Below are 23,089 nucleotides of genomic sequence, written 5' to 3'. Positions count from 1 at the left end.
GATATACGCAAATCCAAGCCCCGACTCATTCAGTCGGGGCTTTTTGCGTTTTACGTTATACCTATAAGTGAGAGCCTCGATTGCTCCGGGTCGTAAGAAGCGCTTGACAACGGCGTGTTGTTGCCCCATAATCGATAGTTCTCTGCGGAGGGGTGCCCGAGTGGCTAAAGGGGGCAGACTGTAAATCTGTTGGCTTACGCCTACGTTGGTTCGAATCCAACCTCCTCCACCAGAATTCAAGCGGTAAGGGAATCCAACCCTCGCGGGTGTAGCTCAATGGTAGAGCAGAAGCCTTCCAAGCTTATGACGAGGGTTCGATTCCCTTCACCCGCTCCAGTGTCGGTTTTGTAGTGCCCATGTGGCTCAGTGGTAGAGCACTCCCTTGGTAAGGGAGAGGTCGGCAGTTCGATCCTGCCCATGGGCACCAGCTGTATTAGTCTAGTAAGTTGCGCGCGGCGCAAGGTGCGAAAATCCTGTTAGGAGTCGAAAATGGCCAAAGGTAAATTCGAGCGGACCAAGCCGCACGTGAACGTGGGCACGATCGGTCACGTTGACCACGGCAAGACCACGCTGACGGCAGCGATCACGACGGTTCTCACGCAGAAGTTCGGCGGCGAAGCGAAGGCGTACGACCAGATCGACGCAGCGCCGGAAGAAAAGGCGCGTGGTATTACCATCAACACCGCGCACGTCGAGTACGAAACGGCTAATCGCCACTACGCCCACGTCGACTGCCCGGGCCACGCTGACTACGTGAAGAACATGATCACGGGCGCCGCGCAGATGGACGGCGCGATCCTGGTGTGCTCGGCCGCTGACGGCCCGATGCCGCAAACGCGTGAGCACATCCTGCTGGCCCGTCAGGTCGGCGTGCCGTACATCATCGTGTTCCTGAACAAGTGCGACATGGTGGACGACGCCGAGCTGCTCGAGCTCGTCGAAATGGAAGTGCGCGAACTGCTCTCGAAGTACGACTTCCCGGGCGACGACACCCCGATCATCAAGGGTTCGGCAAAGCTGGCGCTGGAAGGCGACAAGGGTGAACTGGGCGAAGTGGCGATCATGAACCTGGCCGACGCGCTGGATTCGTACATCCCGACGCCGGAGCGTGCAGTTGATGGTTCGTTCCTGATGCCGGTGGAAGACGTGTTCTCGATCTCGGGTCGTGGCACGGTGGTGACGGGCCGCGTCGAGCGCGGTGTCGTGAAGGTCGGCGAGGAAATCGAAATCGTCGGTATCAAGCCGACGGTGAAGACGACCTGCACGGGCGTGGAAATGTTCCGCAAGCTGCTCGACCAAGGTCAGGCAGGCGACAACGTCGGTATCCTGCTGCGCGGCACGAAGCGTGAAGACGTGGAGCGTGGCCAGGTGCTGGCCAAGCCGGGTTCGATCACGCCGCACACGCACTTCACGGCTGAAGTGTACGTGCTGAGCAAGGACGAAGGCGGCCGTCACACGCCGTTCTTCAACAACTACCGTCCGCAGTTCTACTTCCGTACGACGGACGTGACGGGCTCGATCGAGCTGCCGAAGGACAAGGAAATGGTGATGCCGGGCGACAACGTGTCGATCACGGTGAAGCTGATCGCGCCGATCGCCATGGAAGAAGGTCTGCGTTTCGCCATCCGTGAAGGCGGTCGTACCGTCGGCGCCGGTGTCGTGGCAAAGATTATCGAGTAAGAGCCAGAGATCTTCTCGGTAGTTTGTGGTTTCGGGGTCGGCGAAGTCCGTCGGCCCCAAATGGTTTAGGGGTATAGCTCAACTGGCAGAGCGTCGGTCTCCAAAACCGAAGGTTGGGGGTTCGATTCCCTCTGCCCCTGCCAAATTCTCGCGCCAAGTGGCGCTGCTTAAGGTGTTATGGCGAATCCTTCCGTCGAAACTGTAAATACTTCCGGCGACAAGTTGATGTTGGTGGCGGGCGTATTGTTGGTCTTGGCCGGATTCGTTGGATTCTTCTGGCTTTCGGGCCAGGAGTGGTACGTCCGCGGCGCAGCGCTTGCTGTCGGTGTCGCCGCAGGTGTCGCGGTCGGTCTTCTCTCCGCGCCTGGCAAGGGATTCATCGCTTTCGCCAAAGACTCGTACAAAGAAGTCCGCAAGGTTGTCTGGCCGACTCGCAAAGAGGCCACGCAAACGACTCTGGTGGTCTTCGCGTTTGTTTTGATCATGGCCATTTTCCTTTGGCTTAGCGATAAGTCGATCGAATGGGTGATTTTCTCGGCGATTCTGGGTTGGAAATGATATGAGCGATACTCCGACATCCCCGAGTGGAAAGCGTTGGTATGTGGTGCACGCCTACTCCGGTATGGAGAAGAGCGTGCAACGTGCGCTTCAGGAGCGCATCGAACGTGCGGGCATGCAAGATCAATTCGGTCAGATTCTCGTCCCGACCGAAGAAGTAGTTGAAGTAAAGGGTGGCCACAAGTCGGTCACCGAGCGTCGCTTCTTCCCGGGCTATGTCCTGGTCGAAATGGAAATGACGGACGAAACGTGGCATTTGGTCAAGAACACGGCCAAGGTCACCGGGTTCGTCGGTGGCGCGCGCAATCGCCCGAGCCCCATCTCGCCGCGTGAAGTCGAAAAGATCATGTCGCAGATGCAGGAAGGCGTCGAGAAGCCGCGGCCGAAGACGCTGTTCGAGGTGGGCGAGATGGTCCGCGTCAAGGAAGGCCCGTTCACCGACTTCAATGGCAACGTCGAAGAAGTGAATTACGAAAAGTCCCGCGTTCGTGTCTCCGTCACGATTTTCGGGCGCTCGACGCCGGTCGAACTCGAGTTCGGTCAGGTCGAAAAGCTTTAATCGAATACATCGCGCGTGACCTTCGGGTCATCGCGCGATTCGCGCTTACGGCCCGCGTCATGGTCGTTGAGGAGCGTCAGTAGCCGGCAACGGCGAACGCGCGCTATCACTCACCGAACGCTCACGCGTTCAGCAGAGGTTTTCAATATGGCAAAGAAAATCATCGGCTTTATCAAGCTGCAGATTCCTGCAGGTAAAGCCAACCCGTCGCCGCCGGTCGGTCCGGCACTGGGCCAGCGTGGCCTGAACATCATGGAGTTCTGCAAGGCGTTCAACGCGCAGACTCAGGGCATGGAGCCGGGTCTGCCGGTGCCGGTCGTCATTACGGCATTCGCGGACAAGAGCTTCACGTTCATCATGAAGACGCCGCCGGCTACCGTTCTGATCAAGAAGGCAGCCGCGGTGCAAAAGGGTTCGAGCAAGCCCCATACCGACAAGGTCGGCAACATCACCCGCGCTCAAGCGGAAGAAATCGCGAAGACCAAGATGCCGGATCTTACGGCAGCTGATCTGGATGCCGCCGTGCGCACGATCGCAGGCAGCGCGCGTTCGATGGGCATCACTGTGGAGGGCGTGTAAATGGCTAAGCTTTCTAAGCGCCTTCAGGCATTCGCAAGCAAGGTTGATCGCCAGAAGCTCTACGCGATCGATGACGCACTGGCTCTCGTGAAGGAATGCGCGAGCGCGAAGTTCGATGAGTCGATCGACGTGGCAGTGCAACTTGGCATCGACGCGAAGAAGTCGGACCAAGTCGTTCGCGGTTCCGTCGTTCTGCCGGCTGGTACGGGCAAGTCGGTTCGCGTGGCAGTGTTTGCGCAAGGCGACAAAGCTGAACAAGCTCGCGCCGCTGGTGCGGACGTGGTTGGCATGGAAGACCTCGCCGAGCAAGTCAAGGCCGGCAACCTGAATTTCGACGTCGTAATCGCTTCGCCGGACACGATGCGCGTGGTCGGTACGCTGGGTCAGATCCTCGGTCCGCGCGGCCTGATGCCGAACCCGAAGGTCGGCACGGTTACGCCGGACGTCGCTCAAGCGGTCAAGAACGCGAAGGCGGGTCAGGTTCAGTTCCGCGTCGACAAGGCCGGTATCATTCACGGCACGATCGGTCGCGCATCGTTCGAACCGGCATCGCTGCGTCAAAACCTGGCCGCGCTGATCGAAGCGCTGCAAAAGGCGAAGCCGGCGACGAGCAAGGGCGTGTACCTGCGCAAGATCGCCGTGTCGAGCACGATGGGTGTCGGCGTTCGCGTGGATCAAGCCACGCTGGCGCAACAGTAAGAATTTCGAGCGCGGTCGGATGACCGCGCTTCATATGGGCTTTGGGCGGTTGCGAGATTGCAGTTTCGAGTCGAGCAACCGGTTGTCAAAGACCGTTGGTGGCGGTGTAGCAGGCAGGCATCGCCTTAATTCAAGCCAACGCAGATGGCGAACCCGAAACAGTTTTGCAGTGGTTGAAGTCGGTTCTCGAGCGTCGCGAGATGTCTCACCAACCGATCGAAATACTCCTAACAGTCGGACGCCGTTGTCGAACGTGGTGCACGAGGGTTGGTAGCCCGAATGCATCGAATCTGGAGGTTTAACCGTGCCACTGAACAAAGAAGATAAGCAGGCAGTCGTCGCTGAAGTCGCCGCGCAAGTCGCGAAGGCTCAGACGATGGTGCTCGCTGAGTATCGTGGGATCACGGTTGGCGATCTGACCAAGCTGCGCGCGAAAGCGCGTGAGCAGCAGGTGTATCTGCGCGTGTTGAAGAACACGCTGGCGCGTCGCGCCGTCGAAGGTACGCCGTTCGCTCCGCTGGCTGAGCAGATGACCGGTCCTCTGATCTACGGCATCTCGGAAGATGCCATTGCCGCTGCCAAGGTCGTCAACGACTTCGGCAAGAGCAATGACAAGTTGATCATCAAGGCTGGTTCCTACGAAGGCAAGGTAATGGACAAGGCGGGCGTGCAAGCGCTGGCCAACATCCCGAGCCGCGAAGAACTGCTCTCCAAGCTGCTGTTCGTCATGCAGGCGCCTGTTTCCGGCTTTGCGCGCGCTATGGCCGCGCTGGCTGAAAAGAAGCAGAGCGAAGCTGCGTAACGGTCACACTTGGGCGCTAGTCGCTTAAGTTAGGCAAAGCTAGATCGCTAGCTCGATCCGAATTCAAATTAGGAGTATTTCAAATGGCAATCGCAAAAGAAGACATCCTGGAAGCCGTTGGCGCGATGTCGGTGCTGGAACTGAACGAGCTGGTCAAGGCGTTCGAAGAGAAGTTTGGCGTGTCGGCTGCTGCTGTCGCAGTTGCGGGCCCGGCGGGTGCTGGTGGCGCCGCTGCTGCTGCTGAAGAGCAGACCGAGTTCACCGTGAACCTGCTCGAAGCAGGCGCGAACAAGGTTTCCGTCATCAAGGCCGTTCGTGAACTGACGGGTCTCGGCCTGAAGGAAGCGAAGGATCTGGTTGACGGCGCACCGAAGCCCATCAAGGAAGCGGTGCCCAAGGCTGCTGCTGAAGAAGCGAAGAAGAAGCTGGAAGACGCAGGCGCGAAGGCTGAAATCAAGTAAGTTTCATTGCGCTATGCGAAGGCTGGCGGTTTTTACCGCCGGCCTTTTTGTGCTTTGTGGGGACGCAGTTTTCTTGCTTGTCGGCAAGCATAAATGTCCTCGCAGAAGCCAAAGAAAACGTTCGGGGCGGTAGAATTTTCCGATCGTTCTCTTTGTCTTCTGAAGCGACTGCAGAAGGCAAGTTTGGTCGGGTAGCGGGAAACACAGGCATCCGCTGCCGTCAGCCAGCGGTTGGTAGCGGCCAACCACCAAGCTTCTAGATTCGCGCGTCCTCCCCGGACACTTGCGCGGGTCTCAGTCGGTGAACACCGGGCTGTGACATCGAGGTATCCCGCCTCGGTAACGCCCGCCGTGATTCGGAGATCGTATGCAATATTCCTTCACCGAGAAGAAGCGTATTCGCAAGAGTTTCGCGAAGCGCCCCATCGTTCACCAAGTTCCCTTTTTGCTGGCGACCCAGCTTGAATCATTCCAGACGTTTCTGCAAGCAGAGACGTCGTCTTCGCAGCGCAAGTCGGAAGGCTTGCAGGCTGCGTTCACCTCTGTTTTCCCGATTGTCTCGCACAACGGCTTCGCGCGGCTCGAGTTCGTCAGCTACATGCTGTCGTCGCCTGCGTTCAACATCAAGGAATGCCAGCAGCGCGGCCTGACGTACTGCTCGGCCCTGCGCGCGAAAGTGCGCCTGGTTCTGCTCGACAAGGAATCGCCGAGCAAGCCGGTCGTCAAGGAAGTGAAGGAACAGGAAGTGTACATGGGCGAAATTCCGCTCATGACGCCGACGGGTTCGTTCGTCATCAACGGTACCGAGCGCGTGATCGTGTCGCAGCTCCACCGTTCGCCTGGCGTGTTCTTCGAGCACGACAAGGGCAAGACGCACAGCTCCGGCAAGCTGTTGTTCTCGGCGCGCATCATTCCTTACCGCGGTTCGTGGCTCGATTTCGAATTCGACCCGAAGGACGTGCTGTACTTCCGCGTCGACCGTCGCCGCAAGATGCCGGTCACGATCCTGCTGAAGGCGATCGGCATGTCGCCGGAGCAGATCCTCGCGAACTTCTTCGTGTTCGATAACTTCGGCTTGATGAGCGAAGGCGCGCAAATGGAATTCGTTCCGGAGCGTCTGCGCGGCGAAGTCGCGCGCTTCGACATCCAGGATCGCGATGGCAATGTCATCGTCACGAAGGACAAGCGCATCAACGCGAAGCACATTCGCGACCTCGAAAACGCCAAGACGAAGTTCATCTCGGTGCCCGAGGAGTATCTGCTCGGCCGCGTGCTCGCGAAGAACGTGATCGATCCGGAAACGGGCGAAGTGATCGCGAACGCCAACGAGGAAATTACCGAGTCGGTTCTCGAGAAGCTGCGCGAAGCGAAGGTCAAGGATATCCAGACGCTGTACACGAACGATCTGGATCAGGGCCCGTACATTTCGTCGACGCTGCGTATCGACGAAACCGCCGACAAGATGGCCGCGCGCATCGCGATCTACCGCATGATGCGCCCGGGCGAGCCGCCGACCGAAGAAGCGGTCGAGGCGCTCTTCAACCGTCTGTTCTACAGTGAAGACGCGTACGACCTGTCGAAGGTCGGCCGCATGAAGTTCAACCGCCGCGTCGGCCGCGACGAAATCGTCGGCCCGATGACGCTGCAGGACGACGACATCCTCGCGACCATCAAGATCCTCGTCGAGCTGCGTAACGGCAAGGGCGAAGTGGACGACATCGACCACCTCGGCAATCGTCGCGTGCGTTGCGTCGGCGAACTCGCGGAGAACCAGTTCCGCGCGGGTCTCGTGCGTGTCGAACGTGCAGTGAAGGAACGCCTCGGCCAGGCCGAAAGCGAAAACCTGATGCCGCACGACCTGATCAACTCGAAGCCGATTTCGTCGGCGATCCGCGAGTTCTTCGGTTCGTCGCAGCTTTCGCAGTTCATGGACCAGACCAACCCGCTGTCGGAAATCACGCACAAGCGTCGCGTTTCCGCTCTGGGCCCGGGCGGTCTGACGCGCGAGCGCGCGGGCTTCGAAGTCCGCGACGTGCATCCGACGCACTACGGCCGCGTGTGCCCGATCGAAACGCCGGAAGGTCCGAACATCGGTCTGATCAACTCGCTCGCACTGTATGCGCACCTGAACGAGTACGGCTTCCTCGAAACGCCGTATCGCAAGGTCGTGGACAGCAAGGTGACGGACCAGATCGACTACCTTTCGGCGATCGAAGAAGGCCGTTACGTGATCGCTCAGGCGAACGCGGCGGTGGCCGACGACGGCACGCTGACCGACGAACTCGTGTCGTCGCGTGAAGCGGGCGAGACGCTGATGGTCACCCCGGACCGCATCCAGTACATGGACGTGGCGCCGTCGCAGATCGTGTCGGTGGCGGCATCGCTGATTCCGTTCCTCGAGCACGACGACGCGAACCGCGCGTTGATGGGCTCGAACATGCAGCGTCAGGCCGTGCCGTGTCTGCGTCCGGAAAAGCCGGTCGTCGGTACGGGCATCGAGCGTACGGTGGCTGTCGACTCGGGTACGACCGTGCAGGCGTTGCGCGGCGGTGTCGTGGATTACGTCGACGCGGGCCGTATCGTGATTCGCGTGAACGACGATGAAGCCGTCGCGGGCGACGTCGGCGTGGACATCTACAACCTGATCAAGTACACGCGTTCGAACCAGAACACGAACATCAACCAGCGTCCGATCGCGAAGGTCGGCGACAAGGTCTCGCGCGGCGACGTGCTGGCCGACGGCGCCTCGACGGATCTGGGCGAGCTCGCGCTCGGCCAGAACATGCTGGTCGCGTTCATGCCGTGGAACGGCTACAACTTCGAAGACTCGATCCTGATCTCGGAGAAGGTTGTTGCGGACGATCGCTACACGTCGATCCACATCGAAGAGTTGAATGTCGTTGCTCGCGACACGAAGCTCGGACCGGAAGAAATCACGCGCGATATCTCGAACCTCGCGGAAGTGCAGCTTGGTCGTCTCGACGAGTCGGGCATCGTGTACATCGGCGCGGAAGTCGAAGCAGGCGACGTGCTGGTCGGCAAGGTCACGCCGAAGGGCGAAACCCAGCTGACGCCGGAAGAAAAGCTGCTGCGCGCGATCTTCGGTGAGAAGGCGTCGGACGTGAAGGACACGTCGCTGCGCGTGCCGTCGGGCATGAGCGGCACGGTGATCGACGTGCAAGTGTTCACGCGCGAAGGCATCACGCGTGACAAGCGCGCGCAACAGATCATCGACGACGAATTGAAGCGCTATCGTCTCGACTTGAACGACCAGTTGCGCATCGTGGAAGGCGACGCGTTCCAGCGTCTCGCGCGCATGCTGAACGGCAAGGTTGCGAACGGCGGTCCGAAGAAGCTCGCGAAGGGCACGAAGATCGATCTCGCGTACCTCGAAGATCTCGACCACTACCACTGGTTCGACATCCGCCTCGCGGACGAAGAAGCAGCGGCGCAACTGGAAGCCATCAAGGACTCGATCGAGCAGAAGCGTCACCAGTTCGACCTCGCGTTCGAAGAAAAGCGCAAGAAGCTCACGCAAGGCGACGAACTGCCGCCGGGCGTGCTGAAGATGGTCAAGGTGTACCTCGCCGTGAAGCGTCGTCTGCAGCCTGGCGACAAGATGGCGGGCCGTCACGGTAACAAGGGTGTCGTCTCGAAGATCGTGCCGATCGAAGACATGCCGTACATGGCCGATGGCCGTCCGGCCGACGTCGTGCTGAATCCGCTCGGCGTGCCGTCGCGGATGAACGTGGGTCAGATTCTCGAAGTGCATCTGGGCTGGGCCGCGAAGGGTCTCGGCTGGCGCATCGGCGAGATGATGCAACGTCAGGCGAAGATCGAAGAGATGCGTCAGTTCCTCACGCAGATCTACAACGAGTCGGGCCGTCAGGAAGAGCTGGACAAGTTCTCCGACGACGAGATCCTCGAACTCGCGAAGAACCTGCGCGAAGGCGTGCCGTTCGCAACGCCGGTGTTCGACGGCGCGACGGAGCATGAAATGACGCGCGCGCTCGATCTGGCGTTCCCGGATGAGATCGCCACGAATCTCGGCATGACGCCGTCGAAGAACCAGGTCACGCTGTACGACGGCCGCACCGGCGAAGCATTCGAGCGCACGGTCACGGTCGGCTACATGCACTACCTGAAGCTGCACCACTTGGTCGACGACAAGATGCACGCGCGTTCGACCGGTCCGTACTCGCTCGTCACGCAGCAGCCGCTGGGTGGTAAGGCGCAGTTCGGTGGTCAGCGCTTCGGTGAGATGGAAGTGTGGGCGCTCGAGGCGTATGGCGCGTCGTATGTGCTGCAAGAAATGCTGACGGTCAAGTCGGACGACGTGACGGGCCGGACGAAGGTTTATGAGAACCTCGTCAAGGGCGATCACGTGATCGACGCGGGCATGCCGGAATCCTTCAACGTGTTGGTGAAGGAAATCCGCTCGCTCGGTATTGATATCGATCTGGACCGCAACTAATCGGACTACGGAGAGAAAGCAATGAAAGCTCTGCTCGATCTATTCAAGCAAGTCCAACAAGAAGAAGTTTTTGATGCGATCAAGATCGGCCTCGCGTCGCCCGACAAGATTCGTTCTTGGTCGTTCGGCGAAGTGAAGAAGCCGGAGACCATCAACTACCGCACGTTCAAGCCGGAGCGGGATGGTCTGTTCTGCGCGAAGATTTTCGGTCCGATCAAGGACTACGAATGCCTTTGCGGCAAGTACAAGCGCCTGAAGCATCGCGGCGTGATCTGCGAGAAGTGCGGCGTCGAAGTGACGCTGGCAAAGGTGCGTCGTGAGCGCATGGGCCACATCGAACTGGCCTCGCCGGTCGCGCACATCTGGTTCCTGAAGTCGCTGCCGTCGCGTCTGGGCATGGTGCTCGACATGACGCTGCGCGACATCGAGCGCGTGCTGTACTTCGAAGCATACGTGGTGATCGATCCGGGCATGACGCCGCTGAAAGCGCGGCAGATCATGACGGAAGAGGATTACTACAACAAGGTCGAAGAGTACGGTGACGAATTCCGCGCCGAAATGGGCGCGGAAGGCGTGCGCGAACTGCTGCGCGCGATCAACATCGACGAACAGGTCGAGATGCTGCGCACCGAACTCAAGAACACGGGTTCGGAAGCGAAGATCAAGAAGTACGCGAAGCGCCTGAAAGTGCTCGAGGCCTTCCAGCGTTCGGGCATCAAGCCTGACTGGATGGTGCTCGAAGTGCTGCCGGTGCTGCCGCCGGAACTGCGTCCGCTGGTGCCGCTGGACGGCGGCCGCTTCGCGACGTCGGATCTGAACGACCTGTATCGCCGCGTGATCAACCGTAACAACCGGTTGAAGCGTCTGCTCGAGCTGAAGGCGCCTGAAATCATCGTCCGCAACGAAAAGCGGATGCTGCAGGAAGCCGTCGACTCGCTGCTCGACAACGGCCGTCGCGGCAAGGCGATGACCGGCGCGAACAAGCGTCCGCTGAAGTCGCTCGCTGACATGATCAAGGGTAAGGGCGGTCGTTTCCGTCAGAACTTGCTCGGTAAGCGCGTGGACTACTCCGGCCGTTCGGTGATCGTGGTCGGCCCGACGCTCAAGCTGCATCAGTGCGGTCTGCCGAAACTGATGGCGCTCGAACTGTTCAAGCCTTTCATCTTCAACAAGCTGGAAGTGATGGGCGTCGCGACGACCATCAAGGCCGCGAAGAAGGAAGTCGAGAACCAGACGCCGGTGGTGTGGGACATTCTCGAAGAAGTCATTCGCGAACATCCGGTCATGCTGAACCGCGCGCCTACGCTTCACCGCCTCGGCATTCAGGCTTTCGAGCCGGTGCTGATCGAAGGTAAGGCGATTCAGTTGCACCCGCTCGTCTGCGCGGCGTTCAACGCCGACTTCGACGGTGACCAGATGGCCGTTCACGTGCCGCTGTCGCTCGAAGCGCAGATGGAAGCGCGCACGCTGATGCTGGCGTCGAACAACGTCCTGTTCCCGGCGAACGGCGATCCGTCGATCGTGCCGTCGCAGGATATCGTGTTGGGTCTGTACTACGCGTCGCGTGAAGCGATCAACGGCAAGGGCGAAGGCATGACGTTCACGGGCGTGTCGGAAGTCATCCGCGCGTACGAGAACAAGGAAGTCGAGCTGGCTTCGCGCGTCAACGTGCGTATCACCGAAATGGTGGCGAACGAAGACAAGAGCGAAGGCGCGCCGGCGTTCGTGCCGAAGATCACGCTGTACGCGACCACGGTCGGCCGCTCGATCCTGTCGGAGATTTTGCCGCCTGGCCTGCCGTTCACGGTGCTCAACAAGCCGCTGAAGAAGAAGGAAATCTCGCGCCTGATCAACACGGCGTTCCGCAAGTGCGGTCTGCGCGAGACGGTGATCTTTGCCGACCAGCTGATGCAGATGGGCTTCCGTCTTGCAACGCGCGCCGGCATCTCGATCTGCGTGGACGACATGCTCGTGCCGCCGCAGAAAGAGACGATCGTCGGCGATGCCGCCAAGAAGGTGAAGGAGTACGACCGTCAGTACATGTCGGGTCTCGTCACCGCGCAGGAACGCTACAACAACGTGGTCGACATCTGGTCGGCGACGTCGGAAAGCGTCGGCAAGGCGATGATGGAGCAGCTCGCGACGGAGCCGGTCACGGATCGTGACGGCAACGAGACGAAGCAGGAGTCGTTCAACTCCATCTACATGATGGCCGACTCGGGCGCTCGCGGCTCCGCGGTGCAGATTCGTCAGCTCGCCGGTATGCGCGGCCTGATGGCGAAGCCGGACGGCTCGATCATCGAGACGCCGATTACCGCGAACTTCCGCGAAGGCCTGAACGTGTTGCAGTACTTCATCTCCACGCACGGTGCCCGTAAGGGTCTGGCGGATACGGCGTTGAAGACCGCGAACTCGGGTTACCTGACGCGTCGTCTCGTCGACGTGACGCAGGATCTGGTCGTCGTCGAAGATGATTGCGGCACGTCGAACGGCGTGGCGATGAAGGCGTTGGTCGAAGGCGGTGAAGTCGTCGAAGCGCTGCGTGACCGTATCCTCGGTCGCGTCGCGGTGGCGGACGTCGTCAACCCGGAAACGCAGGAAACGCTCTACGCATCGGGCGATCTGCTCGACGAAGACGCGGTCGAAGAAATCGAGCGCCTCGGCATCGACGAAGTGCGCGTGCGCACGCCGCTCACCTGCGAAACGCGTTACGGCCTGTGCGCCGCGTGCTACGGCCGCGATCTCGGCCGCGGTTCGCGCGTGAACGTCGGTGAGGCAGTCGGCGTGATCGCTGCTCAGTCGATCGGTGAGCCGGGCACGCAGCTGACGATGCGTACGTTCCACATCGGTGGTGCGGCGTCGCGTGCGGCGGTTGCATCGACGGTGGAAGCCAAGTCGAACGGTACGGTGCGCTTCACGGCCACGATGCGTTACGTCACCAACGCGAAGGGCGAGCAGGTCGTCATCTCGCGTTCGGGTGAGGCGATCATCGCGGACGACTTCGGTCGCGAGCGTGAGCGTCACAAGGTCCCGTACGGTGCGACGCTGCTGCAACTCGACGGCGCGCAGATCAAGGCCGGTGCGCAACTGGCTCAATGGGATCCGCTGACGCGTCCGATCATCACCGAGTGGGGCGGTACGGTGAAGTTCGAAAACGTCGAGGAAGGCGTGACGGTTGCGAAGCAGATCGACGACGTGACCGGTCTTTCGACCCTGGTCGTGATCGACGTGAAGCGTCGCGGCTCGCAGGCTTCGAAGAGCGTGCGTCCGCAGGTGAAACTGCTCGACGCGAACGGCGAGGAAGTGAAGATCCCGAACACCGAGCATTCGGTGCAGATCGGCTTCCAGGTCGGCGCACTGATCACCGTGAAGGATGGTCAGCAAGTGCAGGTCGGTGAAGTGCTGGCGCGTATCCCGGTCGAAGCGCAGAAGACGCGCGACATTACCGGTGGTCTTCCACGCGTGGCCGAGCTGTTCGAAGCGCGCTCGCCGAAGGACGCGGGTATTCTCGCGGAAGTCACGGGCACGACGTCGTTCGGCAAGGACACGAAGGGCAAGCAGCGTCTCGTCATCACGGACCTCGAAGGCAATCAGCACGAGTTCCTGATCGCGAAGGAAAAGCAGGTGCTGGTGCACGATGGTCAGGTCGTCAACAAGGGCGAAATGATCGTCGACGGTCCTGCCGATCCGCACGACATCCTGCGTCTGCAGGGTATCGAGGCACTGTCGCGCTACATCGTGGACGAAGTGCAGGACGTGTACCGTCTGCAGGGCGTGAAGATCAACGACAAGCACATCGAAGTGATCGTGCGTCAGATGCTGCGTCGTGTGCAGATCGTCGACAACGGCGATACGCGCTTCATCCCGGGTGAGCAGGTCGAGCGTTCGGACATGCTGGACGAAAACGACAAGATGATCGCGGAAGACAAGCGTCCGGCGACGTACGACAACGTGCTGCTGGGTATCACGAAGGCATCGCTGTCGACCGATTCGTTCATCTCGGCGGCGTCGTTCCAGGAAACGACGCGCGTGCTGACCGAAGCGGCGATCATGGGCAAGCGCGACGATCTGCGTGGCCTGAAGGAAAACGTGATCGTCGGCCGTTTGATTCCGGCCGGTACGGGTCTCGCGTTCCACAAGGCGCGCAAGGCGAAGGAATCGTCGGATCGCGAGCGTTTCGACCAGATCGCGGCCGAAGAGGCTTTCGACTTTGGTACGCCGGAAACCCCGGCGGCGGAGCAGCAACAGCCGCACACCAACGAGTAAGCGTCTTTCGCTCGTAGCACCCACGAACCGCTCAGCTTTGGCTGAGCGGTTTTTTTTCGTCTGTCGATTGCGGCTTCGTCACCTCTCCCGTTTGGCCAACGATGTATTCGAACGCGTCGGTGCGCGTGGATGCGTTGGTAGAATTCGATATCTCTCACGTCGCAGTGCGCGCTTCTTTCCATGTCCCGGTCGCTCGAAATACTCAACGAAATCTTCGGCTATCCCGCATTTCGCGGACAACAGGCGGAGATCGTCGAGCATGTCGCGAACGGCGGCGATTCGCTCGTGCTGATGCCGACGGGCGGCGGCAAGTCGCTCTGCTATCAGATCCCGTCACTCGTGCGCCGTGAGGCAGGGTTCGGCGCGGGCATTGTCGTGTCGCCGCTGATCGCGCTCATGCAGGATCAGGTTGCAGCGTTGACTGAAGTCGGCGTGCGCGCCGCATATCTCAATTCCACGCTTTCAGGTGCCGAAGCCGCCGCGACCGAGCGCGCGCTGCGCAACGGCGAAATCGACTTGCTGTACGTGGCGCCAGAGCGTCTGATGACGCCGCGATTTCTCGATCTGCTCGACAGCGCGCCGGTCGGTCTGTTCGCGATCGACGAAGCACATTGCGTGTCGCAATGGGGCCACGATTTTCGCCCGGAGTACATTCAGCTTTCGGTGCTGCACGAGCGCTTTCCGGATGTGCCGCGCATCGCGCTGACCGCGACCGCTGACGCGATCACGCGCGATGAAATCGTTCATCGCCTCGCGCTCGACGACGCGCGCATCTTCGTTTCCAGCTTCGATCGGCCGAACATTCGCTATCGGATCGTCGAAAAGGACAACGCGCGCTCGCAATTGCTCGACTTCATCCGTGCCGAGCATACGAACAAGGACGGCACGACCGATGCGGGCGTCGTCTATTGTCTGTCGCGTCGCAAAGTCGAGGAAACCGCGGACTGGCTGAAGGGCCAGGGCATCCGCGCGTTGCCGTATCACGCTGGCATGGAGTTCGAGACGCGGCAGAAGCATCAGGAGATGTTCCAGCGCGAGGAGGGCATCGTCATGTGCGCGACGATCGCATTCGGCATGGGCATCGACAAACCGGACGTGCGCTTCGTCGCGCATCTGGATTTGCCGAAGAGCGTCGAGGGCTACTATCAGGAAACGGGCCGCGCGGGCCGCGACGGTTTGCCAGCGAACGCATGGATGGCCTACGGATTGGGCGACGTCGTGCAGCAGCGCAAGATGATCGACGAATCCGAAGCCGACGACGCCCACAAGCGCGTACAGACCGGCAAGCTCGATGCGTTGCTCGGCTTGTGCGAAGTCGCGTCGTGTCGCCGCGTGCGTCTGCTCGCGTACTTCGGCGAGACGAGCAAGCCGTGCGGCAACTGCGATACCTGTATTGAGCCGCCCGCATCCTTCGATGCCACGCGCGAGGCGCAGATGGCGCTGTCTTGCGTGTATCGCGCGCAAAGAGCGAGCGGGTTCCATTTCGGCGCCGGGCATTTGATCGATATTCTGCGCGGCACGCGTAGCGAAAAGGTCCTGCAGCGCGGACACGAGAAGATCTCGACCTTCGGCGTCGGCGCCGCGCTATCGGAACCCGAATGGCGCGCGGTGTTCCGGCAATTGGTCGCGTTCGGGTACCTGGCCGTCGATCACGAGGGCTTCGGCGCGCTCGTTCTGACCGACGCCAGCAAGCCCGTGCTCAAGGGCGAAGAGAGCGTCACATTGCGCAAGTATGTGAAGCCTACTCGCTCACGACAGTCGTCCAGCCGCACGGGCGAACGCGCAGACCCTACCGCCGGAATGTCGCCGCGGGAGAAGGGCCGCTGGGAGCGCCTGCGCGCCTGGCGAGCGGAAACCGCGAAGAGCGACGGCGTTCCCGCCTACGTCATCTTCCACGACGCCACGCTCGCGGAAATCGCGCGCAGCGATCCCGATACGATCGATGATTTGCGCCATATTCCGGGCATTGGCGTGCGCAAACTCGAACGGTTCGGCGACGAACTGCTCGACGTCGTCGGATCGGATTGACGTTCATCGCCCGAATTTCCTTCGAAATCGTTGCAACGTATTGACCCGATTGCGATTTTCGGAATATCATGCTTGGTTCTCGTTTTTGGTTCGCCTTCGGATCTGGCTTATTGCCGGATGCGAATCGTGGAATCCATTGGCGAGACTATTAAACACGCAATTCTTTTCGCTTTGCCCGTAAGAATTGCGTGGATTCTGTTCATTTTTAGGATTAGACAATGCCAACCATCAATCAACTGGTTCGCAAAGGCCGCACGTCGGAAACGACGAAGAGCAAGTCGCCGGCCCTGCAGGACTGCCCGCAGCGTCGCGGTGTGTGCACCCGCGTGTACACGACGACGCCGAAGAAGCCGAACTCGGCACTCCGTAAAGTCGCCAAGGTTCGCCTGACCAACGGTTTCGAAGTCATTTCGTACATCGGCGGTGAAGGCCACAACCTGCAAGAGCACTCGGTCGTGCTGATCCGCGGCGGCCGTGTGAAGGACTTGCCGGGTGTGCGTTACCACATGGTTCGCGGCTCGCTGGATACCCAGGGCGTCAAGGATCGTAAGCAAGCTCGCTCGAAGTACGGTGCGAAGCGCGCCAAGGCTGGCAAGTAAGTCGCCGGTCCGAAGCAAGGAATCAGGTCGCCGCAAGGCGGTTAAGGCGGTGGTGCCGGAAGTGCCGGTGCTATCGAGTAAGTGGTCACCCGGCCAAGCTGGTTTAGTCGAATAGATGGATCGGGTTAGTTGGTGGCCGCGGAGCTGAAAAATAGCTCCAACTGAAAAAGTAAAGGAAGAATCATGCCGCGTCGTCGCGAAGTCCCCAAGCGGGAAGTGTTGCCGGATCCGAAATTCGGCAACGTAGATGTAGCCAAGTTCATGAACGTGCTGATGCTCTCCGGCAAGAAGTCGGTTGCCGAGCGTATCGTGTACGGCGCTTTTGAACAGATCCAGACCAAGGGTGGCAAGGACCCGCTGGAAGTGTTCACGGTTGCGCTCAACAACGTGAAGCCGGTGGTCGAAGTGAAGAGCCGTCGCGTTGGTGGTGCCAACTATCAGGTTCCGGTCGAAGTGCGTCCCTCGCGTCGTATGGCATTGGCGATGCGTTGGTTGCGTGAAGCCGCGAAGAAGCGCAGCGAAAAGTCGATGGCCCTGCGTCTCGCGGGTGAACTGCAGGAAGCGGCCGAAGGCCGTGGTGGCGCGATGAAGAAGCGCGACGAAGTTCACCGCATGGCAGAAGCCAACAAGGCATTCTCGCACTTCCGTTTCTAAGCTCCCGCTCACGGGCAAACGGAAAATCAGGGCGGGTGCGCTAGTTTCGGCGCCTCGCCCGTTTGTGTTAGGGCGCGCCCGGCAATCCGCCGGCGCGTCGACCGAAAAAAGGATCCAAAGTGGCTCGCAAGACACCTATCGAGCGCTACCGCAATATCGGTATTAGCGCTCACATCGACGCCGGCAAGACGACGACGACCGAGCGCATCCTGTTCTACACGGGCGTGAACCACAAGATCGGTGAAGTTCACGACGGCGCAGCAACGATGGACTGGATGGAGCAGGAGCAAGAGCGCGGCATCACCATCACGTCGGCTGCTACCACGGCCTTCTGGAAGGGCATGGGCGGCAACTATCCCGAGCACCGCATCAACATCATCGACACCCCGGGCCACGTCGACTTCACGATCGAAGTGGAGCGCTCGATGCGCGTCCTCGACGGCGCGTGCATGGTCTACTGTGCGGTGGGCGGCGTGCAGCCGCAGTCGGAAACCGTGTGGCGTCAGGCGAACAAATACAAGGTTCCCCGTCTCGCGTTCGTCAACAAGATGGACCGTACCGGCGCGAACTTCTTCAAGGTCTATGACCAGCTGAAGACCCGCCTGAAGGCAAATCCGGTTCCCGTCGTGGTGCCGATCGGCGCGGAAGAAAACTTCAAGGGCGTCGTCGACCTCCTGAAGATGAAAGCGATCATTTGGGACGAAGCGTCGCAAGGCACGAAGTTCGACTACGTCGACATCCCGGCTGAACTCGTCGACACGTGCAACGAGTGGCGCGAGAAGATGATCGAGTCGGCTGCCGAAGCCAGCGAAGAGTTGATGGAAAAGTACCTCGGCGGCGAAGAGCTGTCGGAAGCGGAAATCGTCAAGGCGATTCGCGACCGGACCATCGCGTGCGAAATCCAGCCGATGCTGTGCGGCACCGCGTTCAAGAACAAGGGCGTGCAGCGCATGCTCGACGCCGTGATCGACTTCCTGCCGTCGCCGGTCGACATTCCCCCGGTTACGGGCGAGCTCGAAAGCGGTGAGAAGGCCGAGCGTCGCGCAGCCGACGACGAGAAGTTCTCGTCGCTGGCGTTCAAGATCATGACGGACCCGTTCGTCGGTCAGCTGATCTTCTTCCGCGTGTACTCGGGCGTCGTGAATTCGGGTGACACCGTGCTGAACGCGACCAAGGACAAGAAGGAACGTCTCGGTCGTATTCTGCAGATGCACGCGAACCAGCGCGAAGAAATCAAGGAAGTGCGCGCGGGCGACATCGCGGCAGCCGTCGGCCTGAAGGAAGCGACCACGGGCGACACGCTGTGCGATCCGCAGCACCCGATCGTCCTGGAACGCATGATTTTCCCGGAGCCGGTGATTTCGCAGGCTGTCGAGCCGAAGACGAAGGCTGACCAGGAGAAGATGGGTCTGGCGCTGAATCGTCTCGCGCAGGAAGACCCGTCGTTCCGCGTCCAGACGGACGAGGAATCGGGCCAGACCATCATTTCGGGTATGGGCGAGCTCCACCTCGAAATTCTGGTCGATCGCATGAAGCGCGAATTCAACGTGGAAGCGACCGTCGGCAAGCCGCAGGTTGCATACCGCGAAACGATCCGCACGACGGCAGCAGACGTCGACGGCAAGTTCGTCAAGCAGTCGGGTGGTCGCGGCCAGTACGGTCACGCGGTCATTACGCTCGAGCCGAACGAGCAGGGCAAGGGCTACGAGTTCCTGGACGAGATCAAGGGCGGCGTGATTCCGCGCGAATACATCCCGGCCGTGGACAAGGGTATCCAGGAAACGCTGAAGTCGGGCGTGCTGGCTGGCTTCCCGGTCGTGGACGTGAAGGTTCACCTGACGTTCGGCTCGTACCACGACGTCGACTCGAACGAAAACGCGTTCCGGATGGCCGGTTCGATGGCCTTCAAGGAAGCAATGCGCAAGGCAAGCCCGGTCATTCTCGAACCGATGATGGCTGTGGAAGTCGAAACGCCGGAAGACTACATGGGCAACGTGATGGGCGACCTGTCGGGCCGTCGCGGTATCGTCCAGGGCATGGAAGACATGGTTGGTGGCGGCAAGATCGTCCGTGCCGAAGTGCCGCTGTCGGAAATGTTCGGCTACTCGACCTCGCTGCGTTCGCTGACGCAAGGCCGCGCGACGTACACGATGGAATTCAAGCACTATGCTGAAGCTCCGCGTAACGTTGCCGACGCGATCATCAACGCGAAGGGCAAGTAATTCGGCGCAAGCCACAAGCTTTAACCGATAACCAACTTTGAACGAAGGTAATCATGGCAAAAGGTAAATTCGAGCGGACCAAGCCGCACGTGAACGTGGGCACGATCGGTCACGTTGACCACGGCAAGACCACGCTGACGGCAGCGATCACGACGGTTCTCACGCAGAAGTTCGGCGGCGAAGCGAAGGCGTACGACCAGATCGACGCAGCGCCGGAAGAAAAGGCACGTGGTATTACCATCAACACCGCGCACGTCGAGTACGAAACGGCTAATCGCCACTACGCCCACGTCGACTGCCCGGGCCACGCCGACTACGTGAAGAACATGATCACGGGCGCCGCGCAGATGGACGGCGCGATCCTGGTGTGCTCGGCCGCTGACGGCCCGATGCCGCAAACGCGTGAGCACATCCTGCTGGCCCGTCAGGTCGGCGTGCCGTACATCATCGTGTTCCTGAACAAGTGCGACATGGTGGACGACGCCGAGCTGCTCGAGCTCGTCGAAATGGAAGTGCGCGAACTGCTCTCGAAGTACGACTTCCCGGGCGACGACACCCCGATCATCAAGGGTTCGGCAAAGCTGGCGCTGGAAGGCGACAAGGGTGAACTGGGCGAAGTGGCGATCATGAACCTGGCCGACGCGCTGGATTCGTACATCCCGACGCCGGAGCGTGCAGTTGATGGTTCGTTCCTGATGCCGGTGGAAGACGTGTTCTCGATCTCGGGTCGTGGCACGGTGGTGACGGGCCGCGTCGAGCGCGGTGTCGTGAAGGTCGGCGAGGAAATCGAAATCGTCGGTATCAAGCCGACGGTGAAGACGACCTGCACGGGCGTGGAAATGTTCCGCAAGCTGCTCGACCAAGGTCAGGCAGGCGACAACGTCGGTATCCTGCTGCGCGGCACGAAGCGTGAAGACGTGGAGCGTGGCCAGGTGCTGGCCAAGCCGGGTTCGATCACGCCGCACACGCACTTCACGGCTGAAGTGTACGTGCTGAGCAAGGACGAAGGCGGCCGTCACACGCCGTTCTTCAACAACTACCGTCCGCAGTTCTACTTCCGTACGACGGACGTGACGGGCTCGATCGAGCTGCCGAAGGACAAGGAAATGGTGATGCCGGGCGACAACGTGTCGATCACGGTGAAACTGATCGCGCCGATCGCCATGGAAGAAGGTCTGCGTTTCGCCATCCGTGAAGGCGGTCGTACCGTCGGCGCCGGTGTCGTGGCAAAGATTATCGAGTAAAATATCGGGCTTGCTCGATTTGAACTCGCAGTAAGGCAGTAAAACCGGGGCCGGATGCCCGTCCTCAACGGGTATCCGGTCCTACGCTCTTTTGCTCATGTGCGGTGCAATACCGCCTCGCTCTTTTCAAGGAATCGTCATGCAGAACCAGAAAATCCGCATTCGTCTGAAGGCTTTCGACTATCGCCTGATCGATCAATCGGCAGCCGAAATCGTCGACACCGCGAAGCGGACTGGCGCGATCGTCCGTGGTCCGGTGCCGCTGCCGACGCGTATTCAGCGTTTTGACATCCTGCGTTCGCCGCACGTCAACAAGACGTCGCGCGACCAGCTCGAAATCCGTACCCACCAGCGCCTGATGGACATCGTCGATCCGACGGACAAGACTGTCGACGCGCTGATGAAGCTCGACTTGCCGGCTGGCGTCGACGTCGAAATCAAGCTGCAGTAAGTCCACAAAGCCCGCTGGCCGGCCTACAAGCCGCCAGATGAAGCTAAGTCGTTGATTGCTTGCGGGATTCGAAAAGCCTTGTTATACTCCAAGGCTTTTCGCGCCTATGCGCACGGAAAGAAAGCAAGTCAAGACGTAAGAAAGCCGACCCAGTTTCTCGTAACGAAGCCGGCATTTGTAAATCAGCCCCGACCAATCGCAGTTGGGAATGGAGAAAACGATGAGCCTTGGACTCGTAGGTCGCAAGGTTGGCATGACCCGTATCTTCACGCCTGAAGGGGATTCGATCCCCGTCACCGTGCTGGACGTGTCGGACAACCGCGTGACGCAGATCAAGACCGTTGAAACGGATGGTTATACCGCCGTTCAGGTTGCATTCGGTGCTCGCCGCGCGTCGCGCGTGACGAAGCCGTTGGCGGGCCACCTCGCCAAAGCCGGCGTTCAAGCCGGTGAAATCCTCAAGGAATTCCATATCGATACGGCCAAGGCAGGCGAACTGTCGAACGGCGCTGTGGTCGGTACGGATATTTTCGAAGTCGGTCAGAAAGTTGACGTGCAAGGCACGTCGATCGGTAAGGGCTACGCCGGTACGATCAAGCGCTACAACTTCGCTTCGGGCCGCGCATCGCACGGTAACTCGCGTTCGCACAACGTTCCGGGTTCGATCGGTATGGCACAGGATCCGGGGCGCGTGTTCCCGGGTAAGCGCATGACGGGTCACCTCGGTGACGTCACCGTGACGGTTCAAAACCTCGAAATCGCCCGCATCGACGCTGAGCGCAATCTGCTGCTCGTGCGCGGTGCTGTTCCGGGTGCGAAGGGCGGTAAGGTCTTCGTGACCCCGGCCGTCAAGACGCGTGCTGTGAAAGGAGCGAAATAATGGAACTTAAGCTCCTGAATGCCAATGGTCAGGAAGGCGCTGGCGTGAACGCATCGGACGTCGTGTTCGGTCGCGATTACAACGAAGCCCTGATTCACCAGATCGTCATCGCTTATCAAGCGAACGCACGTAGCGGCAACCGCGCGCAGAAGGATCGCGAGCAGGTCAAGCACACCACCAAGAAGCCGTGGCGTCAGAAGGGTACGGGCCGCGCTCGTGCCGGTATGTCGTCGAGCCCGTTGTGGCGTGGCGGTGGTCGCATCTTCCCGAATTCGCCGGAAGAGAACTTCTCGCACAAGGTCAACAAGAAGATGCATCGCGCAGGCCTCTGCTCGATCTTCTCGCAGCTGGCTCGCGAAGGCCGTATCGCCGTGGTTGAAGACTTGGCGCTCGAAGCCCCGAAGACCAAGCTGCTGGCCGATAAATTCAAGGCGATGGGTCTCGACTCCGTGTTGGTCATCACCGATACGGTCGACGAAAACCTGTACCTCGCGTCGCGCAACCTCGCCCACGTGGCGGTTGTCGAGCCGCGTTACGCCGACCCGCTCTCGCTGATCTACTTCAAGAAAGTGCTGATCACGAAGGCTGCGGTCGCTCAGATCGAGGAGTTGCTGTCATGAGCGAAGTTCGCAAAAACGATCATCGTTTGATGCAAGTTCTGCTCGCGCCGGTGATCTCCGAAAAGGCGACGCTGGTTGCCGACAAGAACGAACAAGTCGTGTTCGAAGTCGCACCGGACGCCACGAAGCAGGAAGTCAAGGCTGCTGTCGAGCTGCTGTTCAAGGTCGAAGTCAATTCCGTCAACGTGCTCGTCACGAAGGGCAAGGCAAAGCGCTTTGGCCGCTTCAACGGCAAGCGCAAGGACGTGAAGAAGGCGTACGTCTGCCTGAAGCCCGGCCAGGAAATCAACTTTGAAGCGGAGGCCAAGTAACC

The 23,089-nt window shown here is 60.2% G+C and carries 18 protein-coding genes and 4 tRNA genes; all 22 read left to right on the top strand.

Annotation, left to right across the window (positions count from 1 at the left end; translation table 11 throughout):
* Positions 1-146 precede the first annotated feature (146 nt).
* A tRNA-Tyr gene (locus U4Y90_RS29095) sits at positions 147-232 on the top strand.
* A 30-nt stretch (positions 233-262) separates the two neighbouring features.
* Positions 263-336 (top strand) — tRNA-Gly (locus U4Y90_RS29090).
* A gap of 16 nt (positions 337-352) precedes the next feature.
* Positions 353-427, top strand: a tRNA-Thr gene (locus tag U4Y90_RS29085).
* Positions 428-489: 62 nt separating this feature from the next.
* A complete protein-coding gene (gene tuf, locus U4Y90_RS29080; protein WP_061120225.1) occupies positions 490-1,680 on the top strand; it encodes an elongation factor Tu in 1,191 nt (396 codons plus the stop codon).
* A 67-nt stretch (positions 1,681-1,747) separates the two neighbouring features.
* A tRNA-Trp gene (locus U4Y90_RS29075) sits at positions 1,748-1,823 on the top strand.
* 34 nt (positions 1,824-1,857) lie between these two features.
* Positions 1,858-2,238 carry a preprotein translocase subunit SecE gene (gene secE, locus U4Y90_RS29070; protein ID WP_321799811.1) on the top strand — a complete coding sequence of 127 codons (381 nt, stop codon included), beginning with the start codon at positions 1,858-1,860 and terminating at the stop codon, positions 2,236-2,238.
* 1 nt (position 2,239) lies between these two features.
* Positions 2,240-2,797: a transcription termination/antitermination protein NusG gene (gene nusG, locus U4Y90_RS29065; RefSeq protein WP_014192489.1), complete on the top strand. Its 558-nt coding sequence runs from the start codon at positions 2,240-2,242 to the stop codon at positions 2,795-2,797.
* Positions 2,798-2,944: 147 nt separating this feature from the next.
* Complete coding sequence (rplK, locus tag U4Y90_RS29060; RefSeq protein ID WP_008343796.1) at positions 2,945-3,376, top strand: 50S ribosomal protein L11; 432 nt, start codon at positions 2,945-2,947, stop codon at positions 3,374-3,376.
* Complete coding sequence (gene rplA / locus U4Y90_RS29055) at positions 3,377-4,075, top strand: 50S ribosomal protein L1 (RefSeq protein WP_321799810.1); 699 nt, start codon at positions 3,377-3,379, stop codon at positions 4,073-4,075.
* A 304-nt stretch (positions 4,076-4,379) separates the two neighbouring features.
* The gene (gene rplJ / locus U4Y90_RS29050; RefSeq protein WP_087049848.1) at positions 4,380-4,877 is read left to right on the top strand and encodes a 50S ribosomal protein L10; all 498 of its coding nucleotides are present in this window, start codon (positions 4,380-4,382) and stop codon (positions 4,875-4,877) included.
* An 83-nt stretch (positions 4,878-4,960) separates the two neighbouring features.
* Positions 4,961-5,338 carry a 50S ribosomal protein L7/L12 gene (rplL, locus tag U4Y90_RS29045; RefSeq protein ID WP_062608719.1) on the top strand — a complete coding sequence of 126 codons (378 nt, stop codon included), beginning with the start codon at positions 4,961-4,963 and terminating at the stop codon, positions 5,336-5,338.
* Between the two features lie 367 nt (positions 5,339-5,705).
* Complete coding sequence (gene rpoB / locus U4Y90_RS29040; RefSeq protein WP_321799807.1) at positions 5,706-9,812, top strand: DNA-directed RNA polymerase subunit beta; 4,107 nt, start codon at positions 5,706-5,708, stop codon at positions 9,810-9,812.
* Positions 9,813-9,833: 21 nt separating this feature from the next.
* Entirely contained in the window at positions 9,834-14,078 is a 4,245-nt protein-coding gene (gene rpoC, locus U4Y90_RS29035) for a DNA-directed RNA polymerase subunit beta' (RefSeq protein ID WP_321799806.1), read from the top strand.
* A 180-nt stretch (positions 14,079-14,258) separates the two neighbouring features.
* Positions 14,259-16,106, top strand: a complete 1,848-nt coding sequence (recQ, locus tag U4Y90_RS29030) for a DNA helicase RecQ (protein WP_321799805.1) — start codon at positions 14,259-14,261, stop codon at positions 16,104-16,106.
* A 218-nt stretch (positions 16,107-16,324) separates the two neighbouring features.
* Positions 16,325-16,705 (top strand): 30S ribosomal protein S12, encoded by a 381-nt coding sequence (rpsL, locus tag U4Y90_RS29025; protein ID WP_006053290.1) that lies wholly within the window; start codon positions 16,325-16,327, stop codon positions 16,703-16,705.
* A 183-nt stretch (positions 16,706-16,888) separates the two neighbouring features.
* On the top strand, positions 16,889-17,359 hold the full coding sequence (gene rpsG / locus U4Y90_RS29020; protein WP_008343817.1) for a 30S ribosomal protein S7: 471 nt from the start codon (positions 16,889-16,891) through the stop codon (positions 17,357-17,359).
* A gap of 119 nt (positions 17,360-17,478) precedes the next feature.
* The gene (gene fusA / locus U4Y90_RS29015; protein ID WP_061138395.1) at positions 17,479-19,581 is read left to right on the top strand and encodes an elongation factor G; all 2,103 of its coding nucleotides are present in this window, start codon (positions 17,479-17,481) and stop codon (positions 19,579-19,581) included.
* A gap of 53 nt (positions 19,582-19,634) precedes the next feature.
* Complete coding sequence (gene tuf, locus U4Y90_RS29010) at positions 19,635-20,825, top strand: elongation factor Tu (protein ID WP_061120225.1); 1,191 nt, start codon at positions 19,635-19,637, stop codon at positions 20,823-20,825.
* A gap of 139 nt (positions 20,826-20,964) precedes the next feature.
* The gene (gene rpsJ / locus U4Y90_RS29005; protein WP_006998489.1) at positions 20,965-21,276 is read left to right on the top strand and encodes a 30S ribosomal protein S10; all 312 of its coding nucleotides are present in this window, start codon (positions 20,965-20,967) and stop codon (positions 21,274-21,276) included.
* A 220-nt stretch (positions 21,277-21,496) separates the two neighbouring features.
* On the top strand, positions 21,497-22,156 hold the full coding sequence (gene rplC / locus U4Y90_RS29000; protein WP_321799798.1) for a 50S ribosomal protein L3: 660 nt from the start codon (positions 21,497-21,499) through the stop codon (positions 22,154-22,156).
* Positions 22,156-22,776: a 50S ribosomal protein L4 gene (rplD, locus tag U4Y90_RS28995; protein WP_321799796.1), complete on the top strand. Its 621-nt coding sequence runs from the start codon at positions 22,156-22,158 to the stop codon at positions 22,774-22,776. The genes rplC and rplD overlap by 1 nt, the downstream gene beginning before the upstream one ends.
* Positions 22,773-23,087, top strand: coding sequence for a 50S ribosomal protein L23 (gene rplW, locus U4Y90_RS28990; RefSeq protein WP_035967599.1), 315 nt, complete (start codon positions 22,773-22,775; stop codon positions 23,085-23,087). Before rplD ends, rplW begins: the two co-directional genes overlap by 4 nt.
* The last annotated feature ends 2 nt before the right edge of the window (positions 23,088-23,089 follow it).

It is taken from the genome of Caballeronia sp. J97 (assembly GCF_905220305.1).
In the GTDB taxonomy this organism is placed as follows: Bacteria; Pseudomonadota; Gammaproteobacteria; order Burkholderiales; family Burkholderiaceae; genus Caballeronia.
Note: the sequence above shows the minus strand (reverse complement) of the source record. Positions and strands in the feature narration are given on the sequence as shown.

Bases quoted from the DNA above. Each gene is read 5' to 3' on its own strand.
- rplL (WP_062608719.1), top strand. From the start codon at position 4,961: ATGGCAATCGCAAAAGAAGACATCCTGGAAGCCGTTGGCGCGATGTCG.
- rplD (WP_321799796.1), top strand. From the start codon at position 22,156: ATGGAACTTAAGCTCCTGAATGCCAATGGTCAGGAAGGCGCTGGCGTG.
- nusG (WP_014192489.1), top strand. From the start codon at position 2,240: ATGAGCGATACTCCGACATCCCCGAGTGGAAAGCGTTGGTATGTGGTG.
- rpsJ (WP_006998489.1), top strand. From the start codon at position 20,965: ATGCAGAACCAGAAAATCCGCATTCGTCTGAAGGCTTTCGACTATCGC.
- rplK (WP_008343796.1), top strand. From the start codon at position 2,945: ATGGCAAAGAAAATCATCGGCTTTATCAAGCTGCAGATTCCTGCAGGT.
- tuf (WP_061120225.1), top strand. From the start codon at position 490: ATGGCCAAAGGTAAATTCGAGCGGACCAAGCCGCACGTGAACGTGGGC.
- rplW (WP_035967599.1), top strand. From the start codon at position 22,773: ATGAGCGAAGTTCGCAAAAACGATCATCGTTTGATGCAAGTTCTGCTC.
- secE (WP_321799811.1), top strand. From the start codon at position 1,858: ATGGCGAATCCTTCCGTCGAAACTGTAAATACTTCCGGCGACAAGTTG.
- rpoC (WP_321799806.1), top strand. From the start codon at position 9,834: ATGAAAGCTCTGCTCGATCTATTCAAGCAAGTCCAACAAGAAGAAGTT.
- recQ (WP_321799805.1), top strand. From the start codon at position 14,259: ATGTCCCGGTCGCTCGAAATACTCAACGAAATCTTCGGCTATCCCGCA.
- rplA (WP_321799810.1), top strand. From the start codon at position 3,377: ATGGCTAAGCTTTCTAAGCGCCTTCAGGCATTCGCAAGCAAGGTTGAT.
- rplC (WP_321799798.1), top strand. From the start codon at position 21,497: ATGAGCCTTGGACTCGTAGGTCGCAAGGTTGGCATGACCCGTATCTTC.
- rpoB (WP_321799807.1), top strand. From the start codon at position 5,706: ATGCAATATTCCTTCACCGAGAAGAAGCGTATTCGCAAGAGTTTCGCG.
- tuf (WP_061120225.1), top strand. From the start codon at position 19,635: ATGGCAAAAGGTAAATTCGAGCGGACCAAGCCGCACGTGAACGTGGGC.
- rpsL (WP_006053290.1), top strand. From the start codon at position 16,325: ATGCCAACCATCAATCAACTGGTTCGCAAAGGCCGCACGTCGGAAACG.
- rpsG (WP_008343817.1), top strand. From the start codon at position 16,889: ATGCCGCGTCGTCGCGAAGTCCCCAAGCGGGAAGTGTTGCCGGATCCG.